19 protein-coding genes are annotated in these 25,059 nt (G+C 71.6%); 12 read left to right on the forward strand and 7 right to left on the reverse strand.

Going from position 1 to position 25,059, the window contains the following annotated elements; all coding sequences use genetic code 11:
- The first annotated feature begins 139 nt into the window (after window positions 1-139).
- From ACFUN8_RS00435 to ACFUN8_RS00445, 3 genes are all read left to right on the forward strand, one after another.
- A complete protein-coding gene (locus ACFUN8_RS00435) occupies window positions 140-2,329 on the forward strand; it encodes an MMPL family transporter (protein ID WP_383629553.1) in 2,190 nt (729 codons plus the stop codon).
- 146 nt (window positions 2,330-2,475) lie between these two features.
- Complete coding sequence (locus ACFUN8_RS00440; RefSeq protein ID WP_383629555.1) at window positions 2,476-2,919, forward strand: BlaI/MecI/CopY family transcriptional regulator; 444 nt, start codon at window positions 2,476-2,478, stop codon at window positions 2,917-2,919.
- A gap of 3 nt (window positions 2,920-2,922) precedes the next feature.
- The gene (locus tag ACFUN8_RS00445; RefSeq protein ID WP_383629557.1) at window positions 2,923-3,864 is read left to right on the forward strand and encodes a M56 family metallopeptidase; all 942 of its coding nucleotides are present in this window, start codon (window positions 2,923-2,925) and stop codon (window positions 3,862-3,864) included.
- Here the strand turns inward: ACFUN8_RS00445 and aroQ are convergent.
- Together aroQ and ACFUN8_RS00455 are read right to left on the reverse strand one after the other, a co-directional pair.
- A complete protein-coding gene (gene aroQ / locus ACFUN8_RS00450; RefSeq protein ID WP_383629559.1) occupies window positions 3,824-4,519 on the reverse strand; it encodes a gamma subclass chorismate mutase AroQ in 696 nt (231 codons plus the stop codon). The two genes, ACFUN8_RS00445 and aroQ, sit on opposite strands and share 41 nt — an antisense overlap.
- Window positions 4,520-4,707: 188 nt before the next feature.
- Complete coding sequence (locus ACFUN8_RS00455) at window positions 4,708-5,643, reverse strand: sporulation protein (RefSeq protein ID WP_383629561.1); 936 nt, start codon at window positions 5,641-5,643, stop codon at window positions 4,708-4,710.
- Between the two features lie 157 nt (window positions 5,644-5,800).
- On the opposite strand from ACFUN8_RS00455, the gene ACFUN8_RS00460 reads away from it, so the two are divergent.
- On the forward strand, window positions 5,801-6,691 hold the full coding sequence (locus ACFUN8_RS00460) for a hypothetical protein (protein ID WP_383629563.1): 891 nt from the start codon (window positions 5,801-5,803) through the stop codon (window positions 6,689-6,691).
- A 4-nt stretch (window positions 6,692-6,695) separates the two neighbouring features.
- Window positions 6,696-7,430 (forward strand): class F sortase, encoded by a 735-nt coding sequence (locus ACFUN8_RS00465; RefSeq protein WP_383629565.1) that lies wholly within the window; start codon window positions 6,696-6,698, stop codon window positions 7,428-7,430.
- Window positions 7,431-7,504: 74 nt separating this feature from the next.
- Here the strand turns inward: ACFUN8_RS00465 and ACFUN8_RS00470 are convergent, their stop codons facing one another.
- Both ACFUN8_RS00470 and ACFUN8_RS00475 read right to left on the reverse strand, forming a co-directional pair.
- Window positions 7,505-9,808, reverse strand: a complete 2,304-nt coding sequence (locus tag ACFUN8_RS00470; protein WP_383629567.1) for an MMPL family transporter — start codon at window positions 9,806-9,808, stop codon at window positions 7,505-7,507.
- 48 nt (window positions 9,809-9,856) lie between these two features.
- Complete coding sequence (locus tag ACFUN8_RS00475; protein ID WP_383629569.1) at window positions 9,857-10,411, reverse strand: TetR/AcrR family transcriptional regulator; 555 nt, start codon at window positions 10,409-10,411, stop codon at window positions 9,857-9,859.
- Window positions 10,412-10,692: 281 nt separating this feature from the next.
- Between ACFUN8_RS00475 and ACFUN8_RS00480 the strand changes: the two genes are divergently transcribed.
- Complete coding sequence (locus ACFUN8_RS00480) at window positions 10,693-11,412, forward strand: DedA family protein (protein ID WP_383629571.1); 720 nt, start codon at window positions 10,693-10,695, stop codon at window positions 11,410-11,412.
- Window positions 11,413-11,479: 67 nt separating this feature from the next.
- On the opposite strand, the gene ACFUN8_RS00485 is transcribed toward ACFUN8_RS00480, so the two are convergent.
- Both ACFUN8_RS00485 and ACFUN8_RS00490 read right to left on the reverse strand, forming a co-directional pair.
- The gene (locus tag ACFUN8_RS00485; RefSeq protein ID WP_383629573.1) at window positions 11,480-13,924 is read right to left on the reverse strand and encodes a phosphoketolase; all 2,445 of its coding nucleotides are present in this window, start codon (window positions 13,922-13,924) and stop codon (window positions 11,480-11,482) included.
- A gap of 139 nt (window positions 13,925-14,063) precedes the next feature.
- Window positions 14,064-15,107, reverse strand: coding sequence for an aldo/keto reductase (locus ACFUN8_RS00490; RefSeq protein WP_383629575.1), 1,044 nt, complete (start codon window positions 15,105-15,107; stop codon window positions 14,064-14,066).
- A gap of 129 nt (window positions 15,108-15,236) precedes the next feature.
- Here ACFUN8_RS00490 and ACFUN8_RS00495 point away from each other — a divergent pair, with 129 nt between their 5' ends.
- The 5 genes from ACFUN8_RS00495 (at window position 15,237) to ACFUN8_RS00515 (ending at window position 20,490) form a co-directional block, all read left to right on the forward strand.
- A complete protein-coding gene (locus tag ACFUN8_RS00495) occupies window positions 15,237-15,878 on the forward strand; it encodes a TetR/AcrR family transcriptional regulator (protein ID WP_383629577.1) in 642 nt (213 codons plus the stop codon).
- Between the two features lie 180 nt (window positions 15,879-16,058).
- Window positions 16,059-17,411 (forward strand): amidohydrolase, encoded by a 1,353-nt coding sequence (locus ACFUN8_RS00500; RefSeq protein ID WP_383629579.1) that lies wholly within the window; start codon window positions 16,059-16,061, stop codon window positions 17,409-17,411.
- Window positions 17,399-18,595, forward strand: coding sequence for a DUF5937 family protein (locus ACFUN8_RS00505; protein WP_383629581.1), 1,197 nt, complete (start codon window positions 17,399-17,401; stop codon window positions 18,593-18,595). The genes ACFUN8_RS00500 and ACFUN8_RS00505 overlap by 13 nt, the downstream gene beginning before the upstream one ends.
- Window positions 18,596-18,738: 143 nt before the next feature.
- Entirely contained in the window at window positions 18,739-19,701 is a 963-nt protein-coding gene (locus tag ACFUN8_RS00510; protein ID WP_383629583.1) for a threonine/serine dehydratase, read from the forward strand.
- A 216-nt stretch (window positions 19,702-19,917) separates the two neighbouring features.
- A complete protein-coding gene (locus ACFUN8_RS00515; protein ID WP_383629585.1) occupies window positions 19,918-20,490 on the forward strand; it encodes a hypothetical protein in 573 nt (190 codons plus the stop codon).
- 135 nt (window positions 20,491-20,625) lie between these two features.
- Here ACFUN8_RS00515 and ACFUN8_RS00520 read toward each other — a convergent pair whose 3' ends face one another.
- Complete coding sequence (locus ACFUN8_RS00520; RefSeq protein WP_383629587.1) at window positions 20,626-23,589, reverse strand: LuxR C-terminal-related transcriptional regulator; 2,964 nt, start codon at window positions 23,587-23,589, stop codon at window positions 20,626-20,628.
- Window positions 23,590-24,041: 452 nt separating this feature from the next.
- Between ACFUN8_RS00520 and ACFUN8_RS00525 the strand changes: the two genes are divergently transcribed.
- Complete coding sequence (locus ACFUN8_RS00525; RefSeq protein ID WP_383629589.1) at window positions 24,042-25,037, forward strand: alpha/beta fold hydrolase; 996 nt, start codon at window positions 24,042-24,044, stop codon at window positions 25,035-25,037.
- Window positions 25,038-25,059 lie beyond the last annotated feature (22 nt).

The following is a 25,059-nucleotide window of genomic DNA, read 5'->3' on the forward strand; positions in this document are numbered from 1 at the left end:
TGAGGGCGTGACAGGATCCCGCGGGCGAATGACGCGTGACCCGCCCACGTTGGAGTGACGTTTCTCCGCCGCAGCGAGCCCGTCGAGTAGATCTTCATCCGTCCTGTCCGGCCACTCGACATCCCGGCGGAGAAGCATCGTGTCTCGACTGGCTCACTGGTGTTTCCTGCACCGCCGCAGAGTGGTGGCCCTCTGGCTCCTGGTCCTGGTCCTCGCCGTCGGGTTCAGTCAGTCGCTCGGCAGCAAGTACAACGAGAGCGCGAGCCTGCCCGGCACCGACGCCCAGGCGGCCATCACCCTCCTCACGGACAACTTCCCCGCGGCCTCCGGCGAGGGCGACCAGATCGTCATCGAGGCCACCGGCGGGGACACCGTCCGCTCGGACGCGGTGCGGACGCCGGTGACCGCGGCGCTCACCAAGGTGGCCGCCATCCCCGGCATCGCGTCGGTCGTCAGCCCGTACAGCAAGCAGGGCGCGGCGCAGATCAGCAAGGACGGCACCATCGCGTTCGCCGCCGTCAACTGGAAGATGAAGGCCGCCGATGTCACCAAGTCGGACGCCCGGAAGCTGATCGACGCCGCCAAGACCGCCGACGGACCGAACATCCGTATCTCGCTCGGCGGCCCGGCCATCACCAACGAGGAGAGCGCCGGCCCCGGCCTGTCGGTCGCGGTGGGCGCGATCGCCGCACTGGTCGTCCTGCTGATCGTCTTCGGCGGCGCCCTGTTCGCCTCGCTGATGCCGCTGGTGACCGCAGCCATCGCGCTGTTCATCGGCACCTCACTCATCAGCCTGCTGTCGCACGTCATGGACACCCCGAGCGTCTCCAGCGACCTCGCCGTACTGATCGGACTCGGCGTCGGCATCGACTACGGCCTGTTCATCATCAGCCGCCATCGCAGCGCGGTGAAGACCGGTCTGTCGTACGAGGAATCGACGGTGCAGGCGGTCAACACCTCAGGCCGGACCGTGCTGTTCGCCGGGATCACGGTGTGTATCGCGCTGCTCGGGCAGTTCGCGCTCGGGATCGACTTCCTGTACGGCCTGTCGGCGGCCTCCGCCCTCACAGTCGCGCTCACCATGGCCAGCTCGCTGACGTTCCTGCCCGCCATGCTGGGCTTCCTCGGCCCCAAGACCCTCTCGCGGCGCGAGCGGCGCGCGCAGACGGAGAAGGGGCCGGTCTCCGACGACGCCGCCGGATTCTGGCTGCACTGGGCCACGTTCGTGGAGCGGCGCAGGGTGCCGGTGGCCGCGATCGCACTGGCGGTGGTCGTCGTGATCGGGCTGCCGCTGTTCTCGCTGCGCCTCGGCTCGTCCGGCGCCGCGAACGACCCTTCCGACTCCACCACCCACCAGGCGTACACCACCCTGGCCAGAGGGTTCGGGCCGGGCTTCAACGGGCCGTTCCAACTGGTGACGGAGCTGAAGTCGCCGGACGACGCGCAGGCGTTCAACACGTACCTGGCCGCCGCCGCCAAGACGCCGGGCGTGGTGTCGGTGACACCGCCGACGACCTCGCCCAACGGCAAGGTGGCACTCGCGATCCTCTACCCGAGCACCGGCCCCGGGGCGAAACAGACGGTCACGCTGGTGAGCACCATCCGCGACCTGGCGCCCAAGGCCGAGGGCCCCGGCCACTCCGCCGTCCATGTCGGCGGAGTGACGCCCACCAACATCGACTTCTCACGGGTGCTCAGCTCGAAACTGCCGCTGTTCATCGCCATCGTCGTCATCCTGGCGTTCCTGCTGCTGGTGGCGGTGTTCCGCAGTCTGCTGATCCCGCTGGTGGCGGCCGTGATGAATCTGCTGTCCGTCGGCGCCGCGCTCGGCGCGATGAACGCCGTGTTCACGTGGGGCTGGGGCATCTCGGTCTTCAACATCGCGGGAACCGGGCCCGTCGACGCCTTCATCCCGGTCCTGCTGTTCTCGGTGCTGTTCGGGCTCTCGATGGACTACGAGGTGTATCTGGTCAGCCGGATGCAGGAGGAGTGGGGCCATCGTCGCCCGACGTCGTCACGCGCGGACGAAGTCGAGGCCAACCACTGGGCGGTGACGCACGGTCAGGCGAAGACCGGCCGGGTCATCGCGGCGGCGGCCGGGATCATGATCCTGGTGTTCGGCTCGTTCCTGATCGGCGACAACCATGTGCTCCAGGAGTTCGGCTTCGGCCTGGCCTTCGCCGTCCTCGTCGACGCCCTGATCATCCGGGGCCTGCTCGTCCCGGCACTGATGCATCTGATCGGTCCGGCGAACTGGGCCATGCCGGCCCGGCTGAACCGGATCGTGCCCAACCTCTCGATCGAGTCGTCGCGAAGAGACGCTCGCTGAGGGGGAGTTGGCGGACGGGGGTACGGCGTGCCGGGAGAGGGCGCGTGCCGGGGGCCGGGTCCGACTTCATCGCGCGGGCCCGCACTGGTACGGGCCCGCGATCTGCGTCAGAATCTACAGCAGTGTAGAAGTTGACGGGAGACGGTGTGAGCGAGCGAGAGGGCCCCGACGAACGTCGGCGCCGGGGGCAGGGCGAGCTGGAGTCGCAGGTGCTGGCGGCGCTCCGGGAGGCGCCGGGGCCGGTGAACGCCGGCTGGGTACGTGAACGGCTCGGCGGGACCCTCGCGTACACCACCGTGATGACGATCCTGACCCGTCTCCAGGCCAAGAACGCGGTGACCAGGGAGCGTTCGGGGCGTTCCTTCGAATGGCGCGCGGCCTCCGACGGCGCGGGGCTCGCCGCGCTGCGGATGCGCCGGGTGCTGGACGCGGAGTCGGACCGGGAGACGGTGCTCGCGCGGTTCGTCACCGCCCTGTCGTACGACGACGAGCGGCTGCTGCGCGACCTGTTGGACGACCTGCCGCACGAGTCGCCGAACGAGTCGTCGCACGAGTCGCCGAACGTCGTCGCAGACGAGGCGGAGGACTGATCCGTGGGTGTCTTCGTCTTTCTGCCACTGGTGCTGCCCCTCACGGCGGTGCCGGTCGCGCGGCTGGCCGAGCAGCATCTCCATCCACGCCTGGCCACCCGTTTCCTGACGGCGCTGGCCGTGGTCCTGGCGGTGTGCAGCACGCTGTGCCTGGGGCTGTTGGTGGTCGTCGGGACGGCCCAACTGCCGGGAAACCCGCTGCCCGACGGCTGGTCGGACGCGGAGGTGCGGGAGGCCGTCCCGTACGACGAGGTGGCCGGCAGGGCGGCGATCGCCGCGCTGGTCGCGGTGGCCGTGGGGTGCGCGGTCACGGGGTGGCGGCACCGGCGCGTACGGCGACGGGCCTGGCGGGCGCTGGAGGAGATGCCGGAGCGACAGCTCGTGGTACTGCCGGACGACGGGACACCGTACGCGTACGCACTGCCCGGAAGCGGTCTGGAGGAGGGACGGATCGTCGTCTCCAGCGCGCTGCTGGACTGTCTCGACCCGGCCGAGCGGAATGCACTGTTGGCCCACGAGCGGGCGCATCTGACGAACCGTCACCATCGCTCGCTGCTCGCGGTACGGCTGGCCGCGCGGGCGAACCCGTTGCTGCGGCCCCTGCGGGCGGCCGTGGCGTACACCACCGAGCGCTGGGCCGACGAGGAGGCGGCCCGGACCACCGGCAGCCGCAAGCAGGTGGCCCGCGCCATCGGCAAGGCCGCGCTCGTGTCACGCGGGGCCCCGACGCCGACGCTGGCCGGAATCGACGGCGCGGGCCCCGTACCGCGCCGCGTCGCCGCACTGCTCGCCCCGGCACCCGCCGCGATGACGTGGCCCTCGGTCTTCACCACGGCGGGCCTGGCCGTCTGGACGGCGGCGGCGGGGACGGTCGGCTCGGCACTGTCCTCGGCGAACGCGACCGTCACGCTCTTCTTCGTACTGAAGGCGGCGACTCCGCTGTAGCGGCGCGGGCCGTCGATTCCGCGCACACCGAGGGCAACGCCCGCTCCAGCCCCTTCAGATGCGGGAGGTTGAGCTGGTGGCTGTACGCCGAGAGGGCCGCCGCGCCGTACAGCCGCGGCTCGCACGTCAGCGAGGCGCGCACGCCCTCCGTCGCCGCCAGCGCGCTCAGCAGCCGCGTGGTGATGCGGTCGAGTGCCGGCCGGACTTCCTTGTCGAGGTCCGGCCGCTGGGTGGGCCGCTCCTCAGGATGCTTGTCCCAGCGCGAGTAAAGCCCACGCTGCACCACCTTGCTCGCCTCGATCTGGTCCCGGAAGACGGCGACCACCGCGCCGGGATCCAGCCCGAGCCCGACGGCCCGAGCGGCGACGTCGTCGAGGATGATCCGCTCGCGCGCGGGGTCGTCGATCGGCCGGTCGGTGCCGTACTTGGCGGCGGACACCTTGTCGGCGATCAGCAGCCGCTCGGCGAACAGGTCGGTCAACGAGGTGAGTCCATGAGCGGCAGAAGGCGCGGACGCGGACGCGGCAGGCTGCGACTGGGCGACTGCGGGCATGGCAGTGGCAGTGGCAGCGGCAGCGGAGAGCAGCAGCGCGGCGGATGCGACGACCAACACGGACCGTGTACGTCGGATTCGCACGGGGAGTGTCCTTTCCATGGGGGGATCAACGCCTGTCGGCCTACACGTTCGACAACCCGTTCCACCACCACCAGGACCTCAACCGGCCGGCCCGCCCGGCCACCGGGCGGACCCGGTGAACCCTTCCGGTCACGGCACCAGGCCCTGTCCGGAAAGTCTCGCCCGGCCCGCCCTCGGGGCGGACGGCGCTACGTCTCACACACGGTCTAGCCCTCCTCGTCGCCCTCGAAGAAGTCGCCCACCTCGTCCACGACCTCGGCCGCCACCATGCCGCCCGCGACGCCCACGGCCAGACCGGCCGCGCCGACGGCGACCGCCGCGCCCGTGCCCATGCCGGAGCCGTGGCCATCGCCGCCGCCCCGGCCGCCACGGGCCGCGTACCGGCCGGCGAGTTGTTCGACCCAGCCCCCGACCACGGTGTTCCAGTCGGTGTGCGCGACCTCGTCGTGACCGACGGTGTGCCGGTTCAGGGCGTCGTCCACGCCCGTGCCCCCGCGCCCGTCCGCCTCCAGGACGATCTCGGTCCCGCCCGCGTGAGCCAGGAACGTCACCTCGATCTCATTCAGCCGGTCCGCGTAACCCGGCGCCGGAATGATCTCGATCTCCTGGTAGAAGGGCAGTTGCTGCCCGCTCCCGTTGATGTGCCCCAGCTCCAGGTCCGCCGACCTGAAGCCGAAGCCGAGCTGCCCGAACGCCTCCAGCACGGCTTCCTGCACCGCCAACGGCCGTACGACGAAGGCGTCGAAGTCGCCCTTGTCCCTTGCTCCGGCGATCTCCAGCTCCGTACGTACACCCAGCGTGATGCCCAGCGCCTCACCGTGCAGCTCGGTGACGGGCGTCTCCCACGGCAGCGTCACCTCGAACGGCACGCGGTACGAGTCCTCCTCGCCCAGCCGGAAGGCGCCACCGACCTCGTACCGCGCGAAGCCGACCAGGCCCTCGCTCTCACCCTCCTCGTGCTCCGCCTCCGCGCGGGCGACGAGTTCGAGGGTGACGCGGTCGATGTCGTACGACGCGTTCCCGCCGGCCAGCCGCACCTCGCCCCGCAAGGTGCCACCCGGCAGGACCGCGCCGTCCTCCAGCACCGTCTCCACCGTCGGCCCACCGACGCCGAGTGAACCGAGCAGTCGCTTGAACACCATCGAGGTGTTCCCTCCTTCGTTCCCTGACTCCTGATGCGTGCTTACTTCTACAGGACTGTAGAACAACTGCCTTGCCGCCGGGACCAATCCGCATCACCCAGGTCACCGAATGCACACCAACAACACAGCCTCACCGTCGCAAAGGGGATGCATCGTAGTGATACGCAAGCGCACAGCACGATTCACGGCCCTCCTCACCCTGCCCGCCGCTCTCACACTCGTCGCGGCCACGCCCGCTCTCGCGAGCGGCGCCGGCAGCGAGCACGGCGAGAAGAGCGGACACAGCGGGCACTCCGCCAACTCCCAGGCAGCGTCGACGGCCAAGGAGGGCGAGACGTACCAGATCGATCTGGAGTCGCTGAACGACTCCGGTGCCAGTGGCGCCGCCCTGGTCAGCTTCCAGGGCACGAAGCTGACGGTGAAGATCGAGGCCACCGGCCTCGTACCCGGCCAGCCGCACGCGCAGCACATCCACGGTTCCACCGACGGTCACGACTTCAGCTGTCCCGACGCGAGTGCGGACAAGGACGGCGACGGCATCGTCAGCACCGCCGAGGGCCTGCCGCAGTACGGGGACATCAACATCTCCCTGACGACGAAGGGCGACACGTCCAAGGACAGCGGACTCGCCGTCGACCGGATGCCGGTCGCCGACAAGGACGGCAAGCTCGACTACTCCCGCACCATCGAGGTGTCGCAGGACGTCGTCGACCACATCAAGGACCTGCACATCGTGCAGCACGGTATCGACCGCAACGACGACGGCAAGTACGACTTCGGCGCCGGCAAGAGCGAGTTGGACCCGAAGCTCCCGCAGGAGGCCACCGCACCCGCCGACTGCGGCATGGTCAAGGGCGCGGCCGTCGGCTCCATGCCGGTGGGCGGCGTCGAGACCGGTACGGCCGCCGGCCCGGGCGGCGCGGCGGGAATCGAAGCGCCCGGCATGGTGGCGGGCGGCGCGGCGGCGATCCTCGTCGCGGGCGGGCTGTTCGCGGTGAAGCGCCGTACGCGGCCGACCACTTCGGGCACGAACCGAGTGCTCGGCTGATCCTGTGAGTGAGTCGAACGGTACGGGCGAGGGTGACGAGAGGGCCGGGGGCCGCGCGGGACGCCGTACGGCACTGATCGTCGCGATCCCGGTCCTGCTGGTCGTCGGCGGGCTGCTGCTGGTCCTGGGAATGGGCCGGCAGCAGCCCGCCCCGCCGAAGGCCGTCGACAAGGGCGGTCCGTCGGTGGCGGATTCGGCCCCCCGGTCGACGGGCCCCGCCCCGGAGTCCGAAAAGAAGTCCGAGAAGAAGCGGGCCGCCGCCCTCCCCGCGTCCGACCCCGTACGCGTCATGATCCCCTCGCTCAAGGTGAACTCCACCCTGGAGCGCCTCGGACTCGACAAGAACCGCGCGATGGAGACGCCCGAGGACCCGGACAAGGCGGGCTGGTACCACCCCGGGCCCGCCCCCGGCGCCAACGGCCCCTCCGTCATCGCGGGCCATGTGACCTGGGACGGCGCGCCCACCGTCTTCTTCGACCTGGCCAGGATCGATCCGGGAGACAAGGTCGAGGTGGCGCGGAAGGACGGCAGGACGGCCGAGTTCACGGTCGACCGCGTGGCGACGTACGCCAAGGACAAGTTCCCGACGGTCGAGGTCTACCGCAACCTCGACCACGCCGGACTGCGCCTCATCACCTGCGGCGGCGACTTCTCCGAGGCCGACCGCCGCTACGCCGACAACGTGGTCGTGTACGCGACCCTCACCGGCAGCCATCGATCGACTGCCGGTGAGAACTGACGACGAGCGCTGACGACGAGCGCTGCCGGCGAGGGCTGAGGGCGAGTGCTGACGGCGACCGACCGCCGACGGACTCACACCTTGACCGCGTCCGCCTCCTCGCTCTCGTCGGCCGCGCCCTGCCGCTGCTCCGGTACGAGCTTCTGCTGCAGGCTCTCGCCCTCGATGTCGAGGTTGGGCAGGGCGCGGTCGACGAGGCGCGGGAGCCACCAAGCGGCGCGCCCGAGCAGGGACATGACCGCCGGGACCAGCGCCATACGCACGATGAACGCGTCGACGAGTACACCCACGGCCAGCGCGAATCCCATCGACTTGATGATCGGGTCGGGCATGAAGATGAACCCGCCGAACACGGCCGTCATGATCAGCGCGGCGGCCGTGACGACGCGGGCGTTGTGCCCCATGCCACTGACGGTCGCCTCCTGCGCGCCGGCGCCGTGGACGAAGTCCTCGCGCATACGCGAGACGAGGAAGACCTCGTAGTCCATGGCGAGTCCGAACAGGATGCCGATGAGCAGGATCGGCAGGAAGCTCACCAGCGGACCGGGGGTGTCGACGCCCAACAGGTCCGCGAAATGGCCCTGTTGGAAGATCGCCACGGTGATGCCGAAGGTGGCGCCGATGGTGAGGAGGAAGCCGAGCGCGGCCTTGAGCGGTACCAGGAACGAGCGGAAGACCAGCATCAGCAGCAGGATCGACAGGCCGACCACGAGCAGCAGATAGATCAGCATGGCGTCCGCGACCTTCTCGGAGACGTCGATGCCGACCGCCGTGGTGCCGGACAGCGCGACGTCGGTGCCCTCCGCGCCCGCGAAGTCGCCGATGTCGGCGACGCGGTCGCGGACGGCGTGCACGACCGCCTCGGTGGCCTCGTCGGTGGGACCGGCCTTGGGGATGACGGTGAGGAGGGCGGTGGTGCCCTGCTTGTTCAACAGCGGCGGGGTGACGGCGAGTACGTCCTTCGTCCCCTGGATGCGCTTGGTGGCCTCCTTGGCGGCGACGGCCGTGCTCGCGGCGTCGTCGCCGGAGACGACCGCGATCAGGCGGCCGTTGAAGCCGGGGCCGAAGCCCTCGCTGGTCAGGTCGTACGCCTCACGGGTCGCCGAGCCGGCGGCGGCGGTGCCCGCGTCGGGGAGCGCCAGGCGCATGTCGGCGGCGGGGAGGGCGAGTACGCCGAGCCCGAGGATGCCGACGAGGAGGACCGGGACGCGGAAGCGGGTGACGGTACGGCCCCAGCGGAAGCCGAAGCCCTCGCGGGGCCCGGCCTCGGGGGACCCGTTCTCGGGGGCGGCGCCGGGGGCAGCGCCGGTCGGGATGTCTGTCGGGGTGCCGGTCGGGGTGCCGGTCGGAGTGACCGCCGCCGGGTGCCCGGCGCGCTGCTTGCGGGGCAGTACGCGGTCGCCGGCGAACCCGAGGAGCGCGGGCAGCAGGGTGAGCGCGACGACGACGGCGACGGCGACCGTACCCGCGGCGGCGAGGCCCATGACGCTCAGGAAGGGGATGTTGACGACGGTCAGCCCGGCGAGGGCGATGACGACGGTGGCGCCCGCGAAGACCACGGCCGAACCGGCGGTCCCGACCGCGCGTCCGGCCGCCTCCTCGGCGTCCACACCTTCGGTGAGGTACTGGCGGTGGCGGGAGGTGATGAACAGCGAGTAGTCGATACCGACCGCGAGACCCAGCATGAGCGCCAGGATGGGGGCGGTGCTGGTGAGTTCGATGACGCTGCTCAGGGCGAAGAGCCCGGCCATCCCCGCCGCGACGCCGACGAGCGCGTTCAGCAGGGTCATACCGGCGGCCACCAGGGACCCGAAGGTGACGACGAGGACGCCTGCGGCGATCAGCACGCCGATGGCCTCGGTGGAGCCCACCTCGACCTCGGCGCTGAGGACTTCACCGCCATGCTCGACCCGCAGACCTGCGGCGGAGCCCGCCGCTGAGGCACCGGCCTTCTCGTACGCCGCGCGCTGCGCGTCGGTCACCTCGTCCGCGCCGGCCTCGAACTGCACCTGGACCAGGGCGTATCGGCCGTCCTCGGAGACGGCGCCCGCCTCGAACGGGTCCACCGCGCCGACCACACCGTCCACGGCCGCGGCCTCGCGTACGACGGGTGCGACGGCGGCCTTGTCGAGCTTCGCGCCCTCGGGCGCGGCTATGACGATCGTGCCGGTCGTACCGCTGGCCTGCGGGAACTGCTCCTGGAGCGAGTCCAGCGCGCGCTGCGACTCGGTGCCGGGCATGGTGAATTTGTCGCTGGTGGGGCCCATGAGCGTGGCGGCGGCTCCGCCCAGCACGACGAGCAGGAGCAGCCATACGGCGACGACGCGCTTGCGTCGGCGGAAGGAGAACCGGCCGAGCCGGTACAGCAGGGAAGCCATGGCGAAGGTTTCTCTTCTCGGTGGTCGGTGGTCGGTGGGCGTGGCGGGTCAGTGGTGCTCGGGGTCGGGGCGCAGGGTGCGGAGCGCGCCGAGGATCAGCTCGTCGCGCAGTTCCTGGTCCGGTACGTCGATGTCGCTGGCGCCCGTGACGAAGACGGCCCCGAGGACCATGTGGGCCGCGACCACGTCCCGCGCTTCCGTGGACCGGCCCGCGAGCGCGTCCAGCAGGCGGTCGACGGTGCCGGGGATGCTGCCGAGCGCCGGATGGGTGGTCATGCTCGGGATGTCCTCGAAGAGGATCTTGATCTCGCGCCGGAAGCGCATGGCGAGATCGACGTAGCCGGTGACGGCGGCCTCCGCCGCCTCCCGCCCGTCGAGGGCGACGAGTTGGGCGTCGAGCGCGGCGAGTCCTTCGCCGGCGGGGGTCAGCAGTTCGGTGAGGATCGCGTCCTTGCTGGTGAAGTGGTAGAGCAGGGACGCCTTCGAGCAGCCGACGGTGGAGGCGATGTCGTGCAGTGACGTGCCTTCGTAGCCGCGCGTCGCGAACAGTTGCAGCGCCGATTCCAGGATGTGTCCGCGCAGGGCGGAGGCGGGGCGTGCCATGCACCCCACCATAACTGTCCGATCGGTCAGCTATGACGGGTGCCCTGCGGAAAACCACAGGGTGCCGGCTGCGGAAAGCCGCAGTGAGCCGGGTGGGAACCCGCATACCGGGGCTGGCCTGCCCTTTCTAGTGTTGTGGGGGAAAGGCGACGTGGGCGCTGCGGTGACCGGCGCCTGCGTCCCCGTTCTCTCCCTTCCGCCCCTTCCATCCCTTCGCTCCCGTTGCCCTCTCACTCCCTCTCGCCCCCTCTCGCTCCTCACCGTCGGCTTGGAGACAGCTCATGGATGTCGTACTGCTCGCCCTTCCGCAGGAGCCTGCGGGAGGTATCGCGGGCTGGGCCGCCGATCTGGTCGACACGATGGGGGCTCCGGGCGCGGGTCTCGCCATCGCGCTGGAGAATCTCTTCCCGCCGCTGCCGAGCGAGATCATCCTGCCGCTGACCGGCTTCGCGGCGGGTCAGGGAGTCATCAGCCTGGCGTCCGCGCTCTTCTGGACCACCCTCGGTTCGGTGGTGGGAGCGGTGGTCCTGTACTGGGTGGGGATGCTCTTCGGCCGCGAGCGGATGCACGCGATCTGGGCGAAGCTGCCGCTGGTCAAGGACGCGGATCTGGTGCGTACGGAGGAGTGGTTCGCCAGGCATGGCACCAAGGCGGTCCTCCTGGGCCGCATGGTGCCGATATTCCGGAGTCTGATCTCGGTGCCGGCCGGAGTCGAGCGCATGCGGCTGCCGCTCTTCATATCCCTGACCACGCTGGGCAGTCTGCTGTGGAACTCGGTCCTGGTGCTGGCCGGTTACTGGCTGGGGGACCAGTGGCATTTGGTGGAGACGTATGTCGGAGTGGTCTCCAAGGCGGTTCTCGTCCTGGTGGTGCTGTCCGTCGTCACGTACGTGGTCGTGCGCCTGCGGTCACGCGACGACCGCGAGGACCGGGGGCACCGTGGCCGTCGCGGTCAGGGTCGCCGCCGTCGTCCCCGACGAGCCGCGCGGCAGCGCACCTGACCGAACCGCACGCCGCCGTCGCTACAGCGGCCACCGCCGCTACCACGACGGACGCCCCCGCCGGGCGTCAGCCCGCCCAGCTCCAGTCCGAGACCTCCGGCAGGTCCACCCCGTGTTCGCGGATCCAGCTGTGATGACGGGTCCGGGTGTCCACCATGATCTGGCGTACGTCGGCGGCCCGGACGCCCAGGCCCGGCACCCGGTCGATGACGTCCATCACCAGGCGGTAGCGGTCCAGGTCGTTGCGGACGACCATGTCGAAGGGCGTGGTCGTGGTGCCCATCTCCTTGTAGCCGCGGACATGCAGATTCTCGTGACCGGCGCGGCGGTAGGCGAGACGGTGGATGAGCCAGGGGTAGCCGTGGTAGGCGAAGATCACCGGCTTGTCCGTGGTGAACAGGTCGTCGTACTCGGCCTCGGTCATCCCGTGCGGGTGCTCCTCGCGCGGCATCAGCCGGGTCATGTCCACGACGTTGACCACACGGACGGCCAACTCCGGCAGATGCCGGCGCAACAGGCCCGCCGCCGCGATGACTTCCTGGGTGGGTACGTCTCCCGCGCAGGCCAGAACGGCGTCCGGCTCCCGGGTCCCGTCCTCCGTACCGGCCCACTTCCACAGGCCCGCGCCACGGGCGCAGTGGGCGCGCGCCTCCTCCATGGTGAGCCAGTCGAAGGTGGGCTGCTTGCCGGCGACGACGACGTTCACGTAGTCGCGGCTGCGCAGCACATGGTCGGCCACGGAGAGCAGGGTGTTGGCGTCCGGCGGCAGGTAGACCCGTACGACTTCGGGGCTCTTGTTGAGTACGTGGTCGACGAAGCCCGGGTCCTGGTGGGAGAAGCCGTTGTGGTCCTGGCGCCAGACATGGGAGGTCAGCAGGTAGTTGAGGGAGGCGACCGGACGGCGCCAGGCCAACTCCCTCGATGTCTTGAGCCACTTGATGTGCTGGTTGACCATCGAGTCCACGATGTGCACGAACGCCTCGTAGCAGGAGAACAGCCCATGACGGCCCGTCAGGAGATAACCCTCCAGCCAGCCCTGGCACAGATGCTCGGAGAGGACTTCCATCACCCGGCCGTCGCGGGCCAGGTGTTCGTCGGTGGGCAGGATCCGTGCCTGCCAGGCCTTGCCGGTGGCCTCGAAGAGCGCTTCCAGCCGGTTGGACGCGGTCTCGTCCGGGCCGACGACCCGGAAGTCCCTGCGGTCGGCGGTGTCGGCCATGATCCTGGCCAGCATCCCGCCGAGGACGCGGGTGGGTTCGTGCAGGGCCACCCCGGGCTTGTCCACCTGCACGGCGAAGTCCTCCAGCGGCGGGATCGGCAGGTCCCGGACCAGAATGCCGCCGTTGGCGTGCGGGGTGGCGCCGAGACGGCGGGTGCCGGCCGGGACGCAGGAGAGGACCTGCGCGGACGGGCGGCCGTCCGGCCCGAAGAGTTCGTCGGGGCGGTACGAGCGCAGCCACGCCTCCAGTTGGGCGAGGTGGGCCTGGTTGTCCCGTACTCCGGAGAGTGGGACCTGGTGGGACCGCCACGTCCCTTCGACGGGCAGCCCGTCGACCTCGCCGGGGCCGGTCCAGCCCTTGGGCGTGCGCAGCACGATCATGGGCCAGGCGGCCCGCTCGTCGGCGGCTCCGTCCCGGGCGTCCCGCTGGATCTCGGAGATGCGGTCCGCCGCGCGGTCGAGGGCCGCTGCCATGTCGCGGTGGACCTGACGCGGGTCGCTGCCCGTGACGTACAGCGGCTCGTGGCCGTATCCGCGCAGCAGGGCGTCCAGTTCCTCGTCGGGGATGCGGGCGAGGACGGTGGGGTTGGCGATCTTGTAGCCGTTGAGGTGCAGGATCGGCAGGACGGCGCCGTCGTGGACCGGGTCCAGGAACTTGTTGGCGTGCCAGGACCCGGCCAGCGGCCCGGTCTCGGCCTCGCCGTCGCCGATCACGCAGGCGACGAGCAGGTCGGGGTTGTCGAGCGCGGCGCCGTAGGCGTGGGCGAGGGAGTAGCCGAGTTCGCCGCCCTCGTGGATGGAGCCGGGTGTCTCGGGGGCGACATGGCTCGGGACACCGCCGGGGAAGGAGAACTGCCGGAAGAGCCGGTCCATGCCGGCCGCGTCCCGGCTCACGTCGGGATACGTCTCGGCGTACGTCCCCTCCAGCCAGGAGTTGGCCAGCACGGCCGGTCCGCCGTGTCCGGGACCCCAGATGCAGAGCGTGGACTGATCCCGGTTCTTGATGAGCCGGTTGAGATGGGTGTGGACGAGGTTGAGTCCCGGGGAAGTGCCCCAGTGGCCCAGCAGCCGGGGCTTGATGTGCTCGGGCCGCAGGGGCTCGGTGAGGAGCGCGTTGCCCATCAGATAGATCTGACCGACGGCGAGATAGTTCGCCGCACGCCAGTGGGCGTCGAGAGCGGTCACTTCCTCCTCGGTCAGCACGGTGTCACTGTCACGCTTCGTCTTCGTCTTCGTCTTCGTCTTCGTTTTCGTCTTCGCCTGTGCCTGCGCCTGTGCCTTCGCCTGCCGCATGGGTTTCTCCGTCACGTCGTCACTGCCGCTGCTCGGTCCGGTTACCCCCGTTCACCGTCGCACAGTCGAGGCGGGGTGACGGGGGAGGCTGACCGGGCAGATCGAGGGACGTTCGGCCCTCCCCCGCCCCCCTCCCCCCTCATCCCTGCGGGAGCGGTGAGGGGTTGAGGCGGGCGAAGCCCTCCTGGCGTTCGTACGGGAAGTAGGGATACGGCGCCACCTTCGCGCTCGCCGCGTCGAGCCGGGCCACCTGTTCGGGCGCCAGTTCCCACCCCACGGCGCCGATGTTCTGGCGCAGCTGCTCCTCGTTGCGGGCGCCGATGATGACGGAGGACACGGTGGGGCGCCGCAGCAGCCAGTTGATGGCCACCTGGGGAATGGTCCTGCCGGTCTCCGCCGCGATCTCGTCCAGCGCGTCGACCACACGGAAGAGATGGTCGTCGTCCACGGGCGGCCCGAAGTCGGCGGTCCGGTGCAGCCGGCTGCCCTCGGGCAGCGGCCGGCCACGGCGCACCTTGCCGGTGAGCCGCCCCCACCCCAGCGGACTCCAGACCATCGCGCCGACGCCCTGGTCGAGGCCGAGGGGCAGCAGTTCCCACTCGTAGTCGCGGCCGGTGAGCGAGTAGTAGACCTGGTGCGCCACATAGCGCGGGTAGCCGTGCCGCTCGGCGGCGGCCAGCGACTTCATCAGCTGCCAGCCGGAGAAGTTGGAGACGCCGACGTAGCGGACCTTCCCGGACCGAACGAGCTGGTCGAGCGTGGACAGCACCTCTTCGACCGGTGTCCCGGCGTCGAACGCGTGCAGCTGGAAGAGGTCGATGTGGTCGGTGCCGAGCCGGCGCAGCGCGTCCTCCGTCGCCCGGATCAGGCGCGAGCGCGAGGAGCCGGCGTCGCCCGGCCCGTCGCCCATCGGCAGGCTCGTCTTGGTCGACAGCAACACCTCGTCGCGGCGCCCCTTGATCGCCCGGCCGAGGACTTCCTCGGACGCGCCCGCCGAGTACACGTCCGCCGTGTCGAACATCGAGATGCCCGCTTCCAGGCAGATGTCCACGAGTCGGCGCGCCTCCTGCGCGTCGGTGTCGCCCCAGGCGCCGAAGAGCGGCCCCCGGCCGCCGAACGTGCCCGCCCCGAAGCTGAGAGCCGGGACCTTGAGCCCGGACGCGCCCAACTGCCTGTACTCCATGATCGACCCCTCCACGAGACCTTGCGACCTTGAGGTCCTGAGACCCGATTCGCCCTAACGGGACGCCCGTCCCTTTAGGATGGCCCCAACGTAACAGAGATGGACGACTAATGAAACTGGAGTCCCGTTATGACTTCTGAGGGGTCTGCGCTGCCCGAGGAGAACGATGACGCCTGTGGCGATCCCGGGACCGTCCGCCCCGGAGGCCGTACAGCGAGAGTGCGCGCCGCGGTGCTCCGCGCCGCCGGGGACCTCCTCGCCGAGCACGGCTTCGCCCACCTCGACCTCGCCGATGTCGCACGCCGCGCGGACGTCGGCAAGTCGACCGTCTACCGGCGCTGGGGGACGGTCGCCGGCCTCGTCGCGAACCTGCTGACGGACATGGCGGAGCAGTCGCTGCCGCGTACCGAGACCGGTTCGCTGCTCGGCGACCTGCGGGCCAACGCCGAACTCGTACGCCGCACGCTGGCCGACCCACGCCAAGGCGCCCTGTTCAAGGCGGTGATCGCGGCGGCCACGACGGACGCGAGGACGGCCGAGGCCCTGCACCGCTTCTACGAGATCAGGGTCGCCGAGTGGGCGCCGTGCGCCGAAGAGGCCGTGCGGCGGGGCGAGTTGCCGGAGGGCACCGACCCGTACGAGGTGATCCGCGCGGTCTCGGCCCCGCTCTACTACCGCCTGCTGACCAGCGACGCGCCCCTCGACGAGGCGGCGGGGGTACGTGCGGCGGAAGCGGCCGCGGCGGCGGCGAAGGCGGGTGTCTACGCGTAGGTCCTGTCCGGCGGGTCTTCGGGGCCCCGGAGAAACGCGACGGCGCGGGCGGGGGAAGGGAGCGGGGTTACCTGGGGCGCGGTAATCGGAGACCGGACGGGCGACGGCGGACGCAAGCTCGTCGTGTCCGGCCGCGTGGTCGGAGACACCTCAACTCGATCTCGTACGACGGGAGTCCCCATGTCCGGAACGACCACCGGCCCCACCTCCATCCCCACACCCGAGCCCGAGCCCGAGCCCACGCCCGTGCCCACGCCGGTGCCCACCTTGAAGGGCCTGACCGGCGAACTCACCGCGCTGCGGCCCCGCATGGAGGAGGTCAGCCTCGCCATCCACGCGCGGCCGGAGCTGAAGTTCGCCGAGTTCCACGCCCTGGAGGTGCTGACCGACTGGCTCACGGAGGCGGGCTTCGCGGTCGAGACGGGGGTGGGCGGGGTCGACACCGCGTTCGTGGCGGTGCACGAGGGAAGCCGACCCGGTCCTTACGTCGCCGTGCTCGCCGAGTACGACGCGCTGCCCGGCGTCGGGCACGGCTGCGGCCACAACCTCATCGCGGCCGGCGGCGCGGCCGCCGCCATCGCCGCCGTACGCGCGCTGCCCGACCACGCCGGCACGATCGCCGTCATCGGCACGCCCGGCGAGGAGATGGGCGGCGCGGGCAAGGTCCTGCTGGCCGACGCCGGGGTCTTCGACGGGGTGGACGCGGCGGTGATGTTCCACCCGGCCGACCGTTCGGCGACCACGCAGCACGCGCTGGCCGCCGCGCATCTGCGGGCCGACTTCACCGGCGTCAGCGCACATGCCTCGAAGACCCCGTGGGAGGGGCGCAGCGCGGTGGCCGCCGCCCAGCTCTTCCTCAACGCACTCGATTCGATGCGGCAGTTCATGCCGCCGACCGCCCGGCTGCACGGGATCGTCTCCGACGGCGGCCAGGCCCCGAACGTGGTCCCCGCTCGGGCGGCGGTGGACTTCTACGTACGGGACATCACGACGGCCGCCACCGAGGCACTCGTCGAGAGGGTCCGCGCGGCGGCGCGGGGCGCGGCGCTCGCCACCGGGACGGAAGCGGCGGTCACGGAGACCGGCGCGCTGTACGCGGAGCGCCGTAACAACGAGGTGATCGCGGCCCGATTCGGCGCCACGGTGCGGGCGTTGGGCGTGGGCATCGCCCCCGGCGCGCCGCACGAACCGGCCGGCTCGTCGGACATCGGCAACCTCTCCCAACTGCTGCCCGTCATCCACCCGTACGTCCAGACCGCCGAGTTCGGTACGCCCAGCCACTCCGACGCCATGCGGGACGCGGCGGCGACCGCCTTCGCGCACGACCGCACCCAGGTCGCGGCGACGGGGCTGGCCCGGGTCGTGACGGATCTGGTCTCGGATCCGGAGTTCCTGGCGGCGGCGCGGGCGGAGTTCGACGCGGCGCAGGCGGGAGAGGGGGAGGAAGCGGCGGACGACGAAGAGATCCTGGAGGTCATAGGGGCCTACGGTCACCCGGGCGACGCTCGTACAATCCGGCCATGTCGGTCGTAGTCGTACTGGAGGGGGCGGGGGCGGCCCGCTTCACCGTCGCGGTGTCGCCCCTCGCCGAGCTGGCCGCCAGCCTGCACGTGCTGACCGGGCACGGCCACCACGCGGAACACGCGCCCTGGGCCCGGGAGGTGGCGGGCTCCGCGCCGGCCGCCTTCCGGGCCGGGCTGCGGCGCTTCTCACCGCTGTGGACGGCGCTGCGGTGGCGGGGGTTCTACACGGGGCTGGAGAGGACGGAGGGTTCGGCGGGACCCGTGGGATCGGTTGGGTTGGTTGGGTCGGTTGGGTCGCCGAGGTCGGGGGCCGGGAGCGGGACTGCGACTGGGCGACGGTCGACACCGTTATCCGCCCCGCCCATACCCTCCCCGGGCTCCGCTCTGTCCCCGTTGTCGCGCCTGCCCGTCGACCGCTTCGCCGAGCTCACCGCGTACTCCTGCGCCAGCGGCTACCTCGGCTACGCCTTCGACCGCGTCCTCCACAACCCCGCCCAGGCCGCCGCGCTGCACCACGCGGCCTCCGGCCTCCCCGAACCGCACCTCGAACTCGCCGAGGCCCTGCTGCGCGACCCGGAGGCCCTGCGCGCCGATGTGCTCGCCTTCCTCGACCTGTGCCGCCCCGTCTTCTTCGGCGCCCTGTGGGCCGAGACCGAACCTCTCCTGGCCCGCGCCGCGCACCGCGTACGGCAGCGGCTCGCGGACGACGGCCCGGCGGCGGCGCTGGCCGCGCTCAGCCCGTCCAGCGTCCGGCTCGCCGACCCGCCGCGCGTCATCTTCGACAAGGTGCACCACGCGGTGATCTCCCCGGCCCGTACGCCGGTGCTGCTGATCCCCACCCGTTACGGCGCCCCGCATCTGGTGGTGAAGAACGAACCGCGTCTGCCGCCCGTCGTGCACTTCCCGGTCGACGCCCCGGTGGTGGGCGTGACGCTGGCCCGCAGCCGCATGCTCGCGCTGACCGATCCGAGCCGGGTACGGCTGTGCCGGCTGATCGCCCGCCAGTCGATGACCACGGCGGACCTGGCGGACCGGCTGTCGATGACGCGCCCCCAGGTCTCACGCCATCTGCGCGCGCTGCGCGACCTGGGACTCGTACGGACGGAACGCAACGGCCGCTACGTGCACTACGGCCTCGACCTCGGCGCGGTCGACCGCATCGGCAGGGACGTCGCGACGGCGCTGCAGTACTAGGACGGGTCCGACCCGACGGGGACGTGGGGGGCGGGCCCGACGCGACCTGGGGGAACGGCGATCTGTACGGTCTCTCCTGAGGCGGCGGCGATCGGGCGTGGACAACCGAGCGTCACAGCGGGCGTCAACAGGAGGTACGTGTCGTGATCGGCATCTCGGACATCGAAGCGGCGGCGCGACTGATCGCCGGACATGTCGTGCGTACGCCGACGGTCGAGAGCCCCGGACTGTCGGCGCTGCTCGGGGTCCCGGTCACCGCGAAGCTGGAGTTGCTGCAGCGCACGGGCTCCTTCAAGGCGCGCGGCGCGACGGCGAAGCTCCTGTCGCTGGACGACGCCGATCGCGCGGCCGGGGTGGTGGCGGTGAGCGGCGGCAACCACGCCATCTCCGTCGCGGTCATGGCCGAGGTGCTGGGCGTGAAAGCCACCGTCGTCATGGCGAAGTCCGCGCCCGCGCGCGCCGTGGAGATCGCGGAGGCGGCCGGCGCGACGGTGCGGCTGACCGACACGATGGACGACGCGTTCGCGCTCATGGCCCAGCTCCAGGCCGAGGGACTGACCATGGTCCACCCCTTCGACGACCCGGTCGTCGTCGCGGGACAAGGCACGGTCGGCCTCGAACTCGCCGACGACGCCCCCGGCGAGATCACGGATGTGCTCGTCTCCATCGGCGGCGGCGCACTGATCTCCGGCGTCGCGGCGGCTCTGCACGCGCGTCTGCCCGGCGTACGGGTCTGGGGTGTCGAGACCGAAGGCGCACAGGCCATGTCCGAGGCACTGGCCGCCGGGGCGCCGCAGCCGGTGCGGCTGTCGTCGATCGTCACCACCCTCAGCGCGCCCACGGTCTCGCGGCTCACCTACGACCATGTGACCGAGCTGGTCAGCGACGTACTCGTGGTCTCGGACGCCGAGGCCGTCCAGGGCACGCTCGATCTCGCGAACCACGCGAAGGTCTGGGCCGAACCGGCCGCCGGCTGTCTCGTCCCGGCGGCCCGCCGCGTACTGGAACGCGTAGGCGGCGAGGCGCGCCTCGGCCTGGTGCTGTGCGGCGGCAACGCGACCACGACGGACGTCATCTCCTGGGCGGAGCGCTTCAACCTCCGCTGAGAACCCTGCCCGCGCCCCCGGCGACTCCGTCGTCGGGGGTTCTTTGCGTATCCGTATGTCGGGCGACCCGGATAGGCGGCGGGCACGGGCGCACGTACTTTGCTCGCGATCCCCCCATGTACGGGGCCCGCCCCACGGGCCCGAGTCTCGCGGCGTCGTCCACGACGGGTCGTACCGGCGTGAATGTGCGCCACTCCCCCCACAAGGAGATATGTCATGCTCTCGTCAATCCGAAGAATCGCTGGGGCATCGGCCGTAGCGGCCGCCCTTCTCTTCGCGCTCCCCACGTCGGCCAACGCCGTCGAGAACACTGACACCGCCCGTCCCGCCGCCGTGACGCAGGCCGCCCAAGCTTCCGTCGCCGACCCCACCCCCTCCTCGCCGCGCTTCGAGACCGGTGACGCCGGCAACCTGTCGGACCTCCCGACGGTGAACGCCAACAAGCGCGACGTCCGCGTACCGGCGTGGAGCTACCACATCACCTCGTCCTGCAGCGGTCGCGAAGGCGCGATACGCCAGGGCGCCAACTACTGGGGCGCCGGGACCGAGACCGCCTCCAGCGGAACGCCTGTCTCCTGTGTCGGCGGCTACGTACAGGGCTGCGGCGCCGGCAACGTCGTGGGCTGCAACTGGGGCGCGGGCCAGCGCATCGAACTGTCCACCATGGTCGGCGACTTCGCTCTGCTCGCCGCCCACGAGTTCGGCCACAACTGGTACGGCCACTCCGGCACCGGCTGCGCGAGCTGGGCGAGCCAGGCCGATGTGATGCGCACGACCATGTGCAGCTGATGTCCCGTCATTCGAACTGACCGGCACTCGCCGGTGGGGCGGGCCGACCACGTACGACGGTCGGCCCGCCCCTTCTGTTCGCCTCTCCTGTTCGCCTCTCCTGTTCGCCCCTTCTGCTCGCCCCTTGGTCCCGCTCTACGCGCCACCGCCGTCGTTGCCCCCATCGTCGCCGTACGCCGGGCGGACCCGCGCCACCTCCTCCGCCAGACCTTGCCGGCTGGCGATGCCGAGCTTGCGCATCGCCCGCGCCACGTGCTGTTCCACCGTGCGCGGCGACAGATACAGCGTCGCCGCTATCTCGCGGTTCGTGAGCCCGGTGGCCGCCAGTTCCGCCACCTCCCCCTCGCGCGGGGACATCCGCTCCGCGTACGCCGGCCGGCCCGGCGGCCGCCGTTGCGCGGCGGGGCGGTAGGCGCGCAGCGTCGCCCGTACGCGCGCGGCGTCCCAGACCGCGCCGAGGTCGGTCAACTCCTGCACGCAGCGGGTGAGTTCACCGACGGCCTCCTCCACCTCGCCACCGCCCCCACCGCCTCCACCCCCGTCGCCGCCGCCGTCGCCGTCGCCACCGAGCAGGAGCGCGCAACGGCCCGCGCCCTCGCTCATGAGCGCGCGGGCGTACGGATGCGGCAGCCCGGCGTACGCCGCGCCCGACTGCTGGAAACGCGCCCGCGCCTCCGCCAACTCGCCGTCCGCCTCCGCCAGCACGGCCCGGCACCAGAGCAGGGCCGCGGTCGCCGACGGGGCGTCACGCCCGGCCAGACCGGCCGCGAACTCGGCCACCACCCGCTGCGCCGACTCGCGCTGTCCGGCGCGAGTATGGGCCTCGACCACCCAGGGAGCCAGTTCGGCGCCCCAGACCCAGACCCCCTTCCTGCCGAGCCACGCCCAGGCCGACGTGGCGGCTTCGGCGGCGGACTCCACGTCCTGCCGGGCCAGCAGGAGCCGGATGTGGGCGCCGGCCGCCGTGGCCGCCACCGGGGCCTCGCAGGTCTCGTACGCGCGGTAGGTCTGGTAGTTCTGATAGGTCTGGTACGCGTCGTCGGGCGTGGTCATGGTCGTGGTCTCGGCCCCCGTCCCGGCCCCGGCCCCGGCCCCTGTGCCGTTGCCGCACGGCGCGCGGGGCGACGGCGGGTCGCCCCGGGGGAGCCAGTCCCGCACCGCGGCCCAGTCCCCCTTCGCCAGCGCCAACAGGGCCAGCACCACGCGGGCGTCGCTCGCGCTGCCGTCCTCGGCGACCAGGCCCGTACACCGTTCGGCCAGGCCCTCCCAGCGGCCGGTCAGCCAGTCACGGAACAGGGCCGTCCCACGTCCGACCCGCTCCAGGAACGGTGCGCCGCTGCGCGCCGCCAGTTCGATGCCCTCCGTCAGCAGTTCGTCCGCGCGCCGGTAGTGGCCCAGATACACCGCGCCGTTCGCCGTGTTGCACAGGCCCCGCGCCACCTGCTGGCGGCTGGCCCGGTCCGCGCTGTCACGGGGCAGCCGCGCGATCAGCCGCCAGGCTTCCAGGTCGCCGGTGTTCATCAGTACGGTCGCCCGGCAGGCGCCGGTCGCCGTGCGTGCCGCGCGGTCCCCCGACGCGTCGGCCGCCGCCTCCGCGCGCTCCAGCCAGGTCACGTTCTCGGCCAGGGAGGCGCCGGGGAAGAACGGGTTCGCCAGCGCCGCCATCGCCCGCGCGGCGAGCGCGGGCCGCTCGGCCTCGGCCAACTCGTGCGCCGCCCGGCGCAGTTCCGTACGCCCCTCCTCGAAGCGTCTCTTACGGTTGTGCAGGAGCAGGCCCAGTTCGAGCCGTATCTCGCCCCGGTCGGCGGCGGGCAGCGCCGGGTCCTCGACGATCCCGCGCAGGACGCGGGCCGTCCCCTCCGAGCGGCAGCCGAACACGGCGCCACGGGCGAGCGTGAGCGCCAACCGCCCCCGCTTGTCCGGCGGGAGGCCGCCCACGTCCAACGCCTCTTCCAGCAGCGTGACCGCCGCCTCGTCGTCGTTCGCCACGTGCTCCGCGGCCCGCAGCCAGTCCTCCGTGCGACCGCCGCCGCGCCAGTGGCGTGCGACACGCGCCCACGGCACCGGCTCGTACGCGGCGAGCATCGCCGCCGCCCGGTGGTGCAGCCGCTCCCGCACCGGGCCCGGCAACTCCGCGTAGAGCGCCGACGCCGCCAGCGGCACCGCGAACCCGTACCGCCCCTCGCTCGTCTCCCGCAGGGCCGATCCCTCCAGCGCCGCGATCAGCGCCGTACGGCCCTCGTCCCCGCGAAAGCCCGCGACCGCCGCCAGGTCCTCTGCCCCCGCGGGCTCGTCCAGCACCGCCGCCGCCCAGACGATCGGGCGGTACGCCTCCGGCAGCGCGGCGGTCCGGTCCAGCACCAGCTCCGCCAGCCGGACGGGCACCCCGGCCTCGTCCACGTCCCGCGCGGAGAAACACTCCCGCCCGGTCCGCTCCACGCCACGGACACCATCCCGGTCCCGGTCCGGGTCCCGGTCGGCGGCGGTGTCCCGCAGCATCCGCAACAGATCCACGACGACCTGCGGCACCCCACCGGAACGCTGCCGCAGCCGCCCCACGAACTCCTGCGGACACCTCCGCGCCCCCAGCAACTCCCCCGCCACACACCGCACACGCCCCTCGTCCATCGGCTCCAGCCGCCACCGCACGACCGACAGCCGCGCCGGATAGTCCACCGCCCGGCCCAACGGCAGCCCGGAGCGCGGCAGTTGCTCGGGCCGGTAGGTCAGCACCGCGGCGAAGGGCGCGGGCGGCTCCCTCAGCAGACCGCGCAGCAGAGCCAGACAGTCGTCGTCGGCGTGGTGGAGATCCTCGGCGACAAGGAGGGCGGGGCGGGCGGAGGCCAGCAGCGCCTCCAGCGCCCGGTGCGGTGCGAGCCGCGGGTCCGGGCCGAGCGGATCGGCGACGACGAAGCCGCCCGAGGCCTGGAAGGTCACCACCAGCCGCGCCACCGCGCGCGCCTGTGGCAACTCCAGCAGCCGGTGCACCAGTCTGCTCTTCCCCATACCGGCGTCGCCCTCGACCAACACCAACGTCGGCTCCTGCCCGGCCCCGGACAGCGCGGACACCACTCCTCGCTCCCACGCCTGTTCCCGCACGAGAGGCCACTCCTCACGGTCGTCACGCACTGCTCGCCCTACCGGCCGTCCACGGCCGGAGCCGCAGGCCACCGCCCTCCGGTCCTCGCTGCCTATCACGCGTCGACATGTACAGAACAGCCACCACCCGGCCAGCTCCCCTCTTCTCGCCCCCGCGTTCCGAGGTCGAACTGGCACCCGCCACAGCCGGCCAACGGTGGGGCACCCGGCCGCAAGGCGCAGATGTGCGCGAATTCGTGGAACTCGTACGAGGGAATCCCGTTCCACTTTCTGCCCAAGACCCGTCCCCAGATGATTTCGTGGCGAATTCTGGTCGTTGGTAGGAGCAGTGAAGCGGAAATGCTCCTGCTCGCTCGCGTCCGGATCCGGTGTGCCGCCGCTGCGGGACCTGCAGGGGCACTTGCCGGACGGCGAGAGACCCCCACCTCAGTCCTTGGAGCCACCCTGTGCCTGTGCCCACCGACGCGATCACCAGCTCACGCACCCCCACCGCCGACGTCGCCCTCTCCTTCCCGACCCAGTCCACCGACGGAACGGCCGGCGAGGCCGGGCAGCACGCGGAAATCGTCGAACACGATCTGACCTTCGGCGGGTTCCGCTACACCTGCCGCATCGCCCGCCAGGGCCGGCTCGACACCGAGCCCATCGTGATCCTGGGCGGGTCCTCCCAGGACCGCCATTCATGGCAACGGCACGAGAAGTGGCTCACCCCCCTCAGCTCGGTCATCACCATCGACCTCCCCGGCTATGGGACCGCCGACTTCCTGCCCGCGAAGTACGGCGTCGACTTCCTCGCCGCGGCCGTACGCCACGTCGTCCAGGAACTCCGCATTCCCCGCGTCAACCTGGTGGCCGCCTGCTACGGCGGAGCCATCGGCGTACGGTTCGCCCAGCACTACCCTCACCTCCTCGCACGGATGATGCTCGTCGGGATGACCACCGTCATTCCGGCCGACTACGCGGTGGCCATGGAGCGTTGGGACGGCATGATCCGACGCGGTGAGACGGAGCCCATCGCCCGTGAGCTCGCCGACCGCTTCATGTCGCCTCCCGGCACCGGCCACGTACGCAAGAAGGCCGCCGTCGCCCGCCTCGTCTACCAGCAGATCGCGGCGCAGAACCCCGAGCAGCTGCGCATGTCCGCGGAGCACAACTCCCGGCTGATGCGCCACGAGTGGTACCGCCCCGAACCGACCCCCGCCGTCCCCAGCCTGGTCGTCACCGGTGAGCACGACACCCTGACCACACCCGCCATGGGCCGCACGATGGCCGCGTGTCTGCCGGCGGCGCGGTTCATGACCATCGAGGAGACGGACCACCTCGCCCCGGTGGAACGCATCGCCGACTTCGCCGACCTGATGGCGCGCTTCTGTACCGACCGCCCGCTGGAAGCGCTGCCCTACGCCGCCGAGCCGGAGGTATTCGGCGCGCCCCTGCCGACGGCCTGACCGGCCCACGGTCCGTCGGCGC

Origin of the sequence: Streptomyces sp. NPDC057307, assembly GCF_042667665.1 — a bacterium.
Taxonomy (GTDB): Bacteria; Actinomycetota; Actinomycetes; order Streptomycetales; family Streptomycetaceae; genus Streptomyces.

Coding starts and splice junctions, on each gene's coding strand:
- ACFUN8_RS00485 (WP_383629573.1), bottom strand. CDS start 13,924: ATGCGGCAGGCGAAGGCACAGGCGCAGGCACAGGCGAAGACGAAAACG.
- ACFUN8_RS00490 (WP_383629575.1), bottom strand. CDS start 15,107: ATGGAGTACAGGCAGTTGGGCGCGTCCGGGCTCAAGGTCCCGGCTCTC.
- ACFUN8_RS00495 (WP_383629577.1), top strand. CDS start 15,237: ATGACTTCTGAGGGGTCTGCGCTGCCCGAGGAGAACGATGACGCCTGT.
- aroQ (WP_383629559.1), bottom strand. CDS start 4,519: ATGGAAAGGACACTCCCCGTGCGAATCCGACGTACACGGTCCGTGTTG.
- ACFUN8_RS00515 (WP_383629585.1), top strand. CDS start 19,918: ATGCTCTCGTCAATCCGAAGAATCGCTGGGGCATCGGCCGTAGCGGCC.
- ACFUN8_RS00455 (WP_383629561.1), bottom strand. CDS start 5,643: ATGGTGTTCAAGCGACTGCTCGGTTCACTCGGCGTCGGTGGGCCGACG.
- ACFUN8_RS00470 (WP_383629567.1), bottom strand. CDS start 9,808: ATGGCTTCCCTGCTGTACCGGCTCGGCCGGTTCTCCTTCCGCCGACGC.
- ACFUN8_RS00500 (WP_383629579.1), top strand. CDS start 16,059: ATGTCCGGAACGACCACCGGCCCCACCTCCATCCCCACACCCGAGCCC.
- ACFUN8_RS00480 (WP_383629571.1), top strand. CDS start 10,693: ATGGATGTCGTACTGCTCGCCCTTCCGCAGGAGCCTGCGGGAGGTATC.
- ACFUN8_RS00475 (WP_383629569.1), bottom strand. CDS start 10,411: ATGGCACGCCCCGCCTCCGCCCTGCGCGGACACATCCTGGAATCGGCG.
- ACFUN8_RS00505 (WP_383629581.1), top strand. CDS start 17,399: ATGTCGGTCGTAGTCGTACTGGAGGGGGCGGGGGCGGCCCGCTTCACC.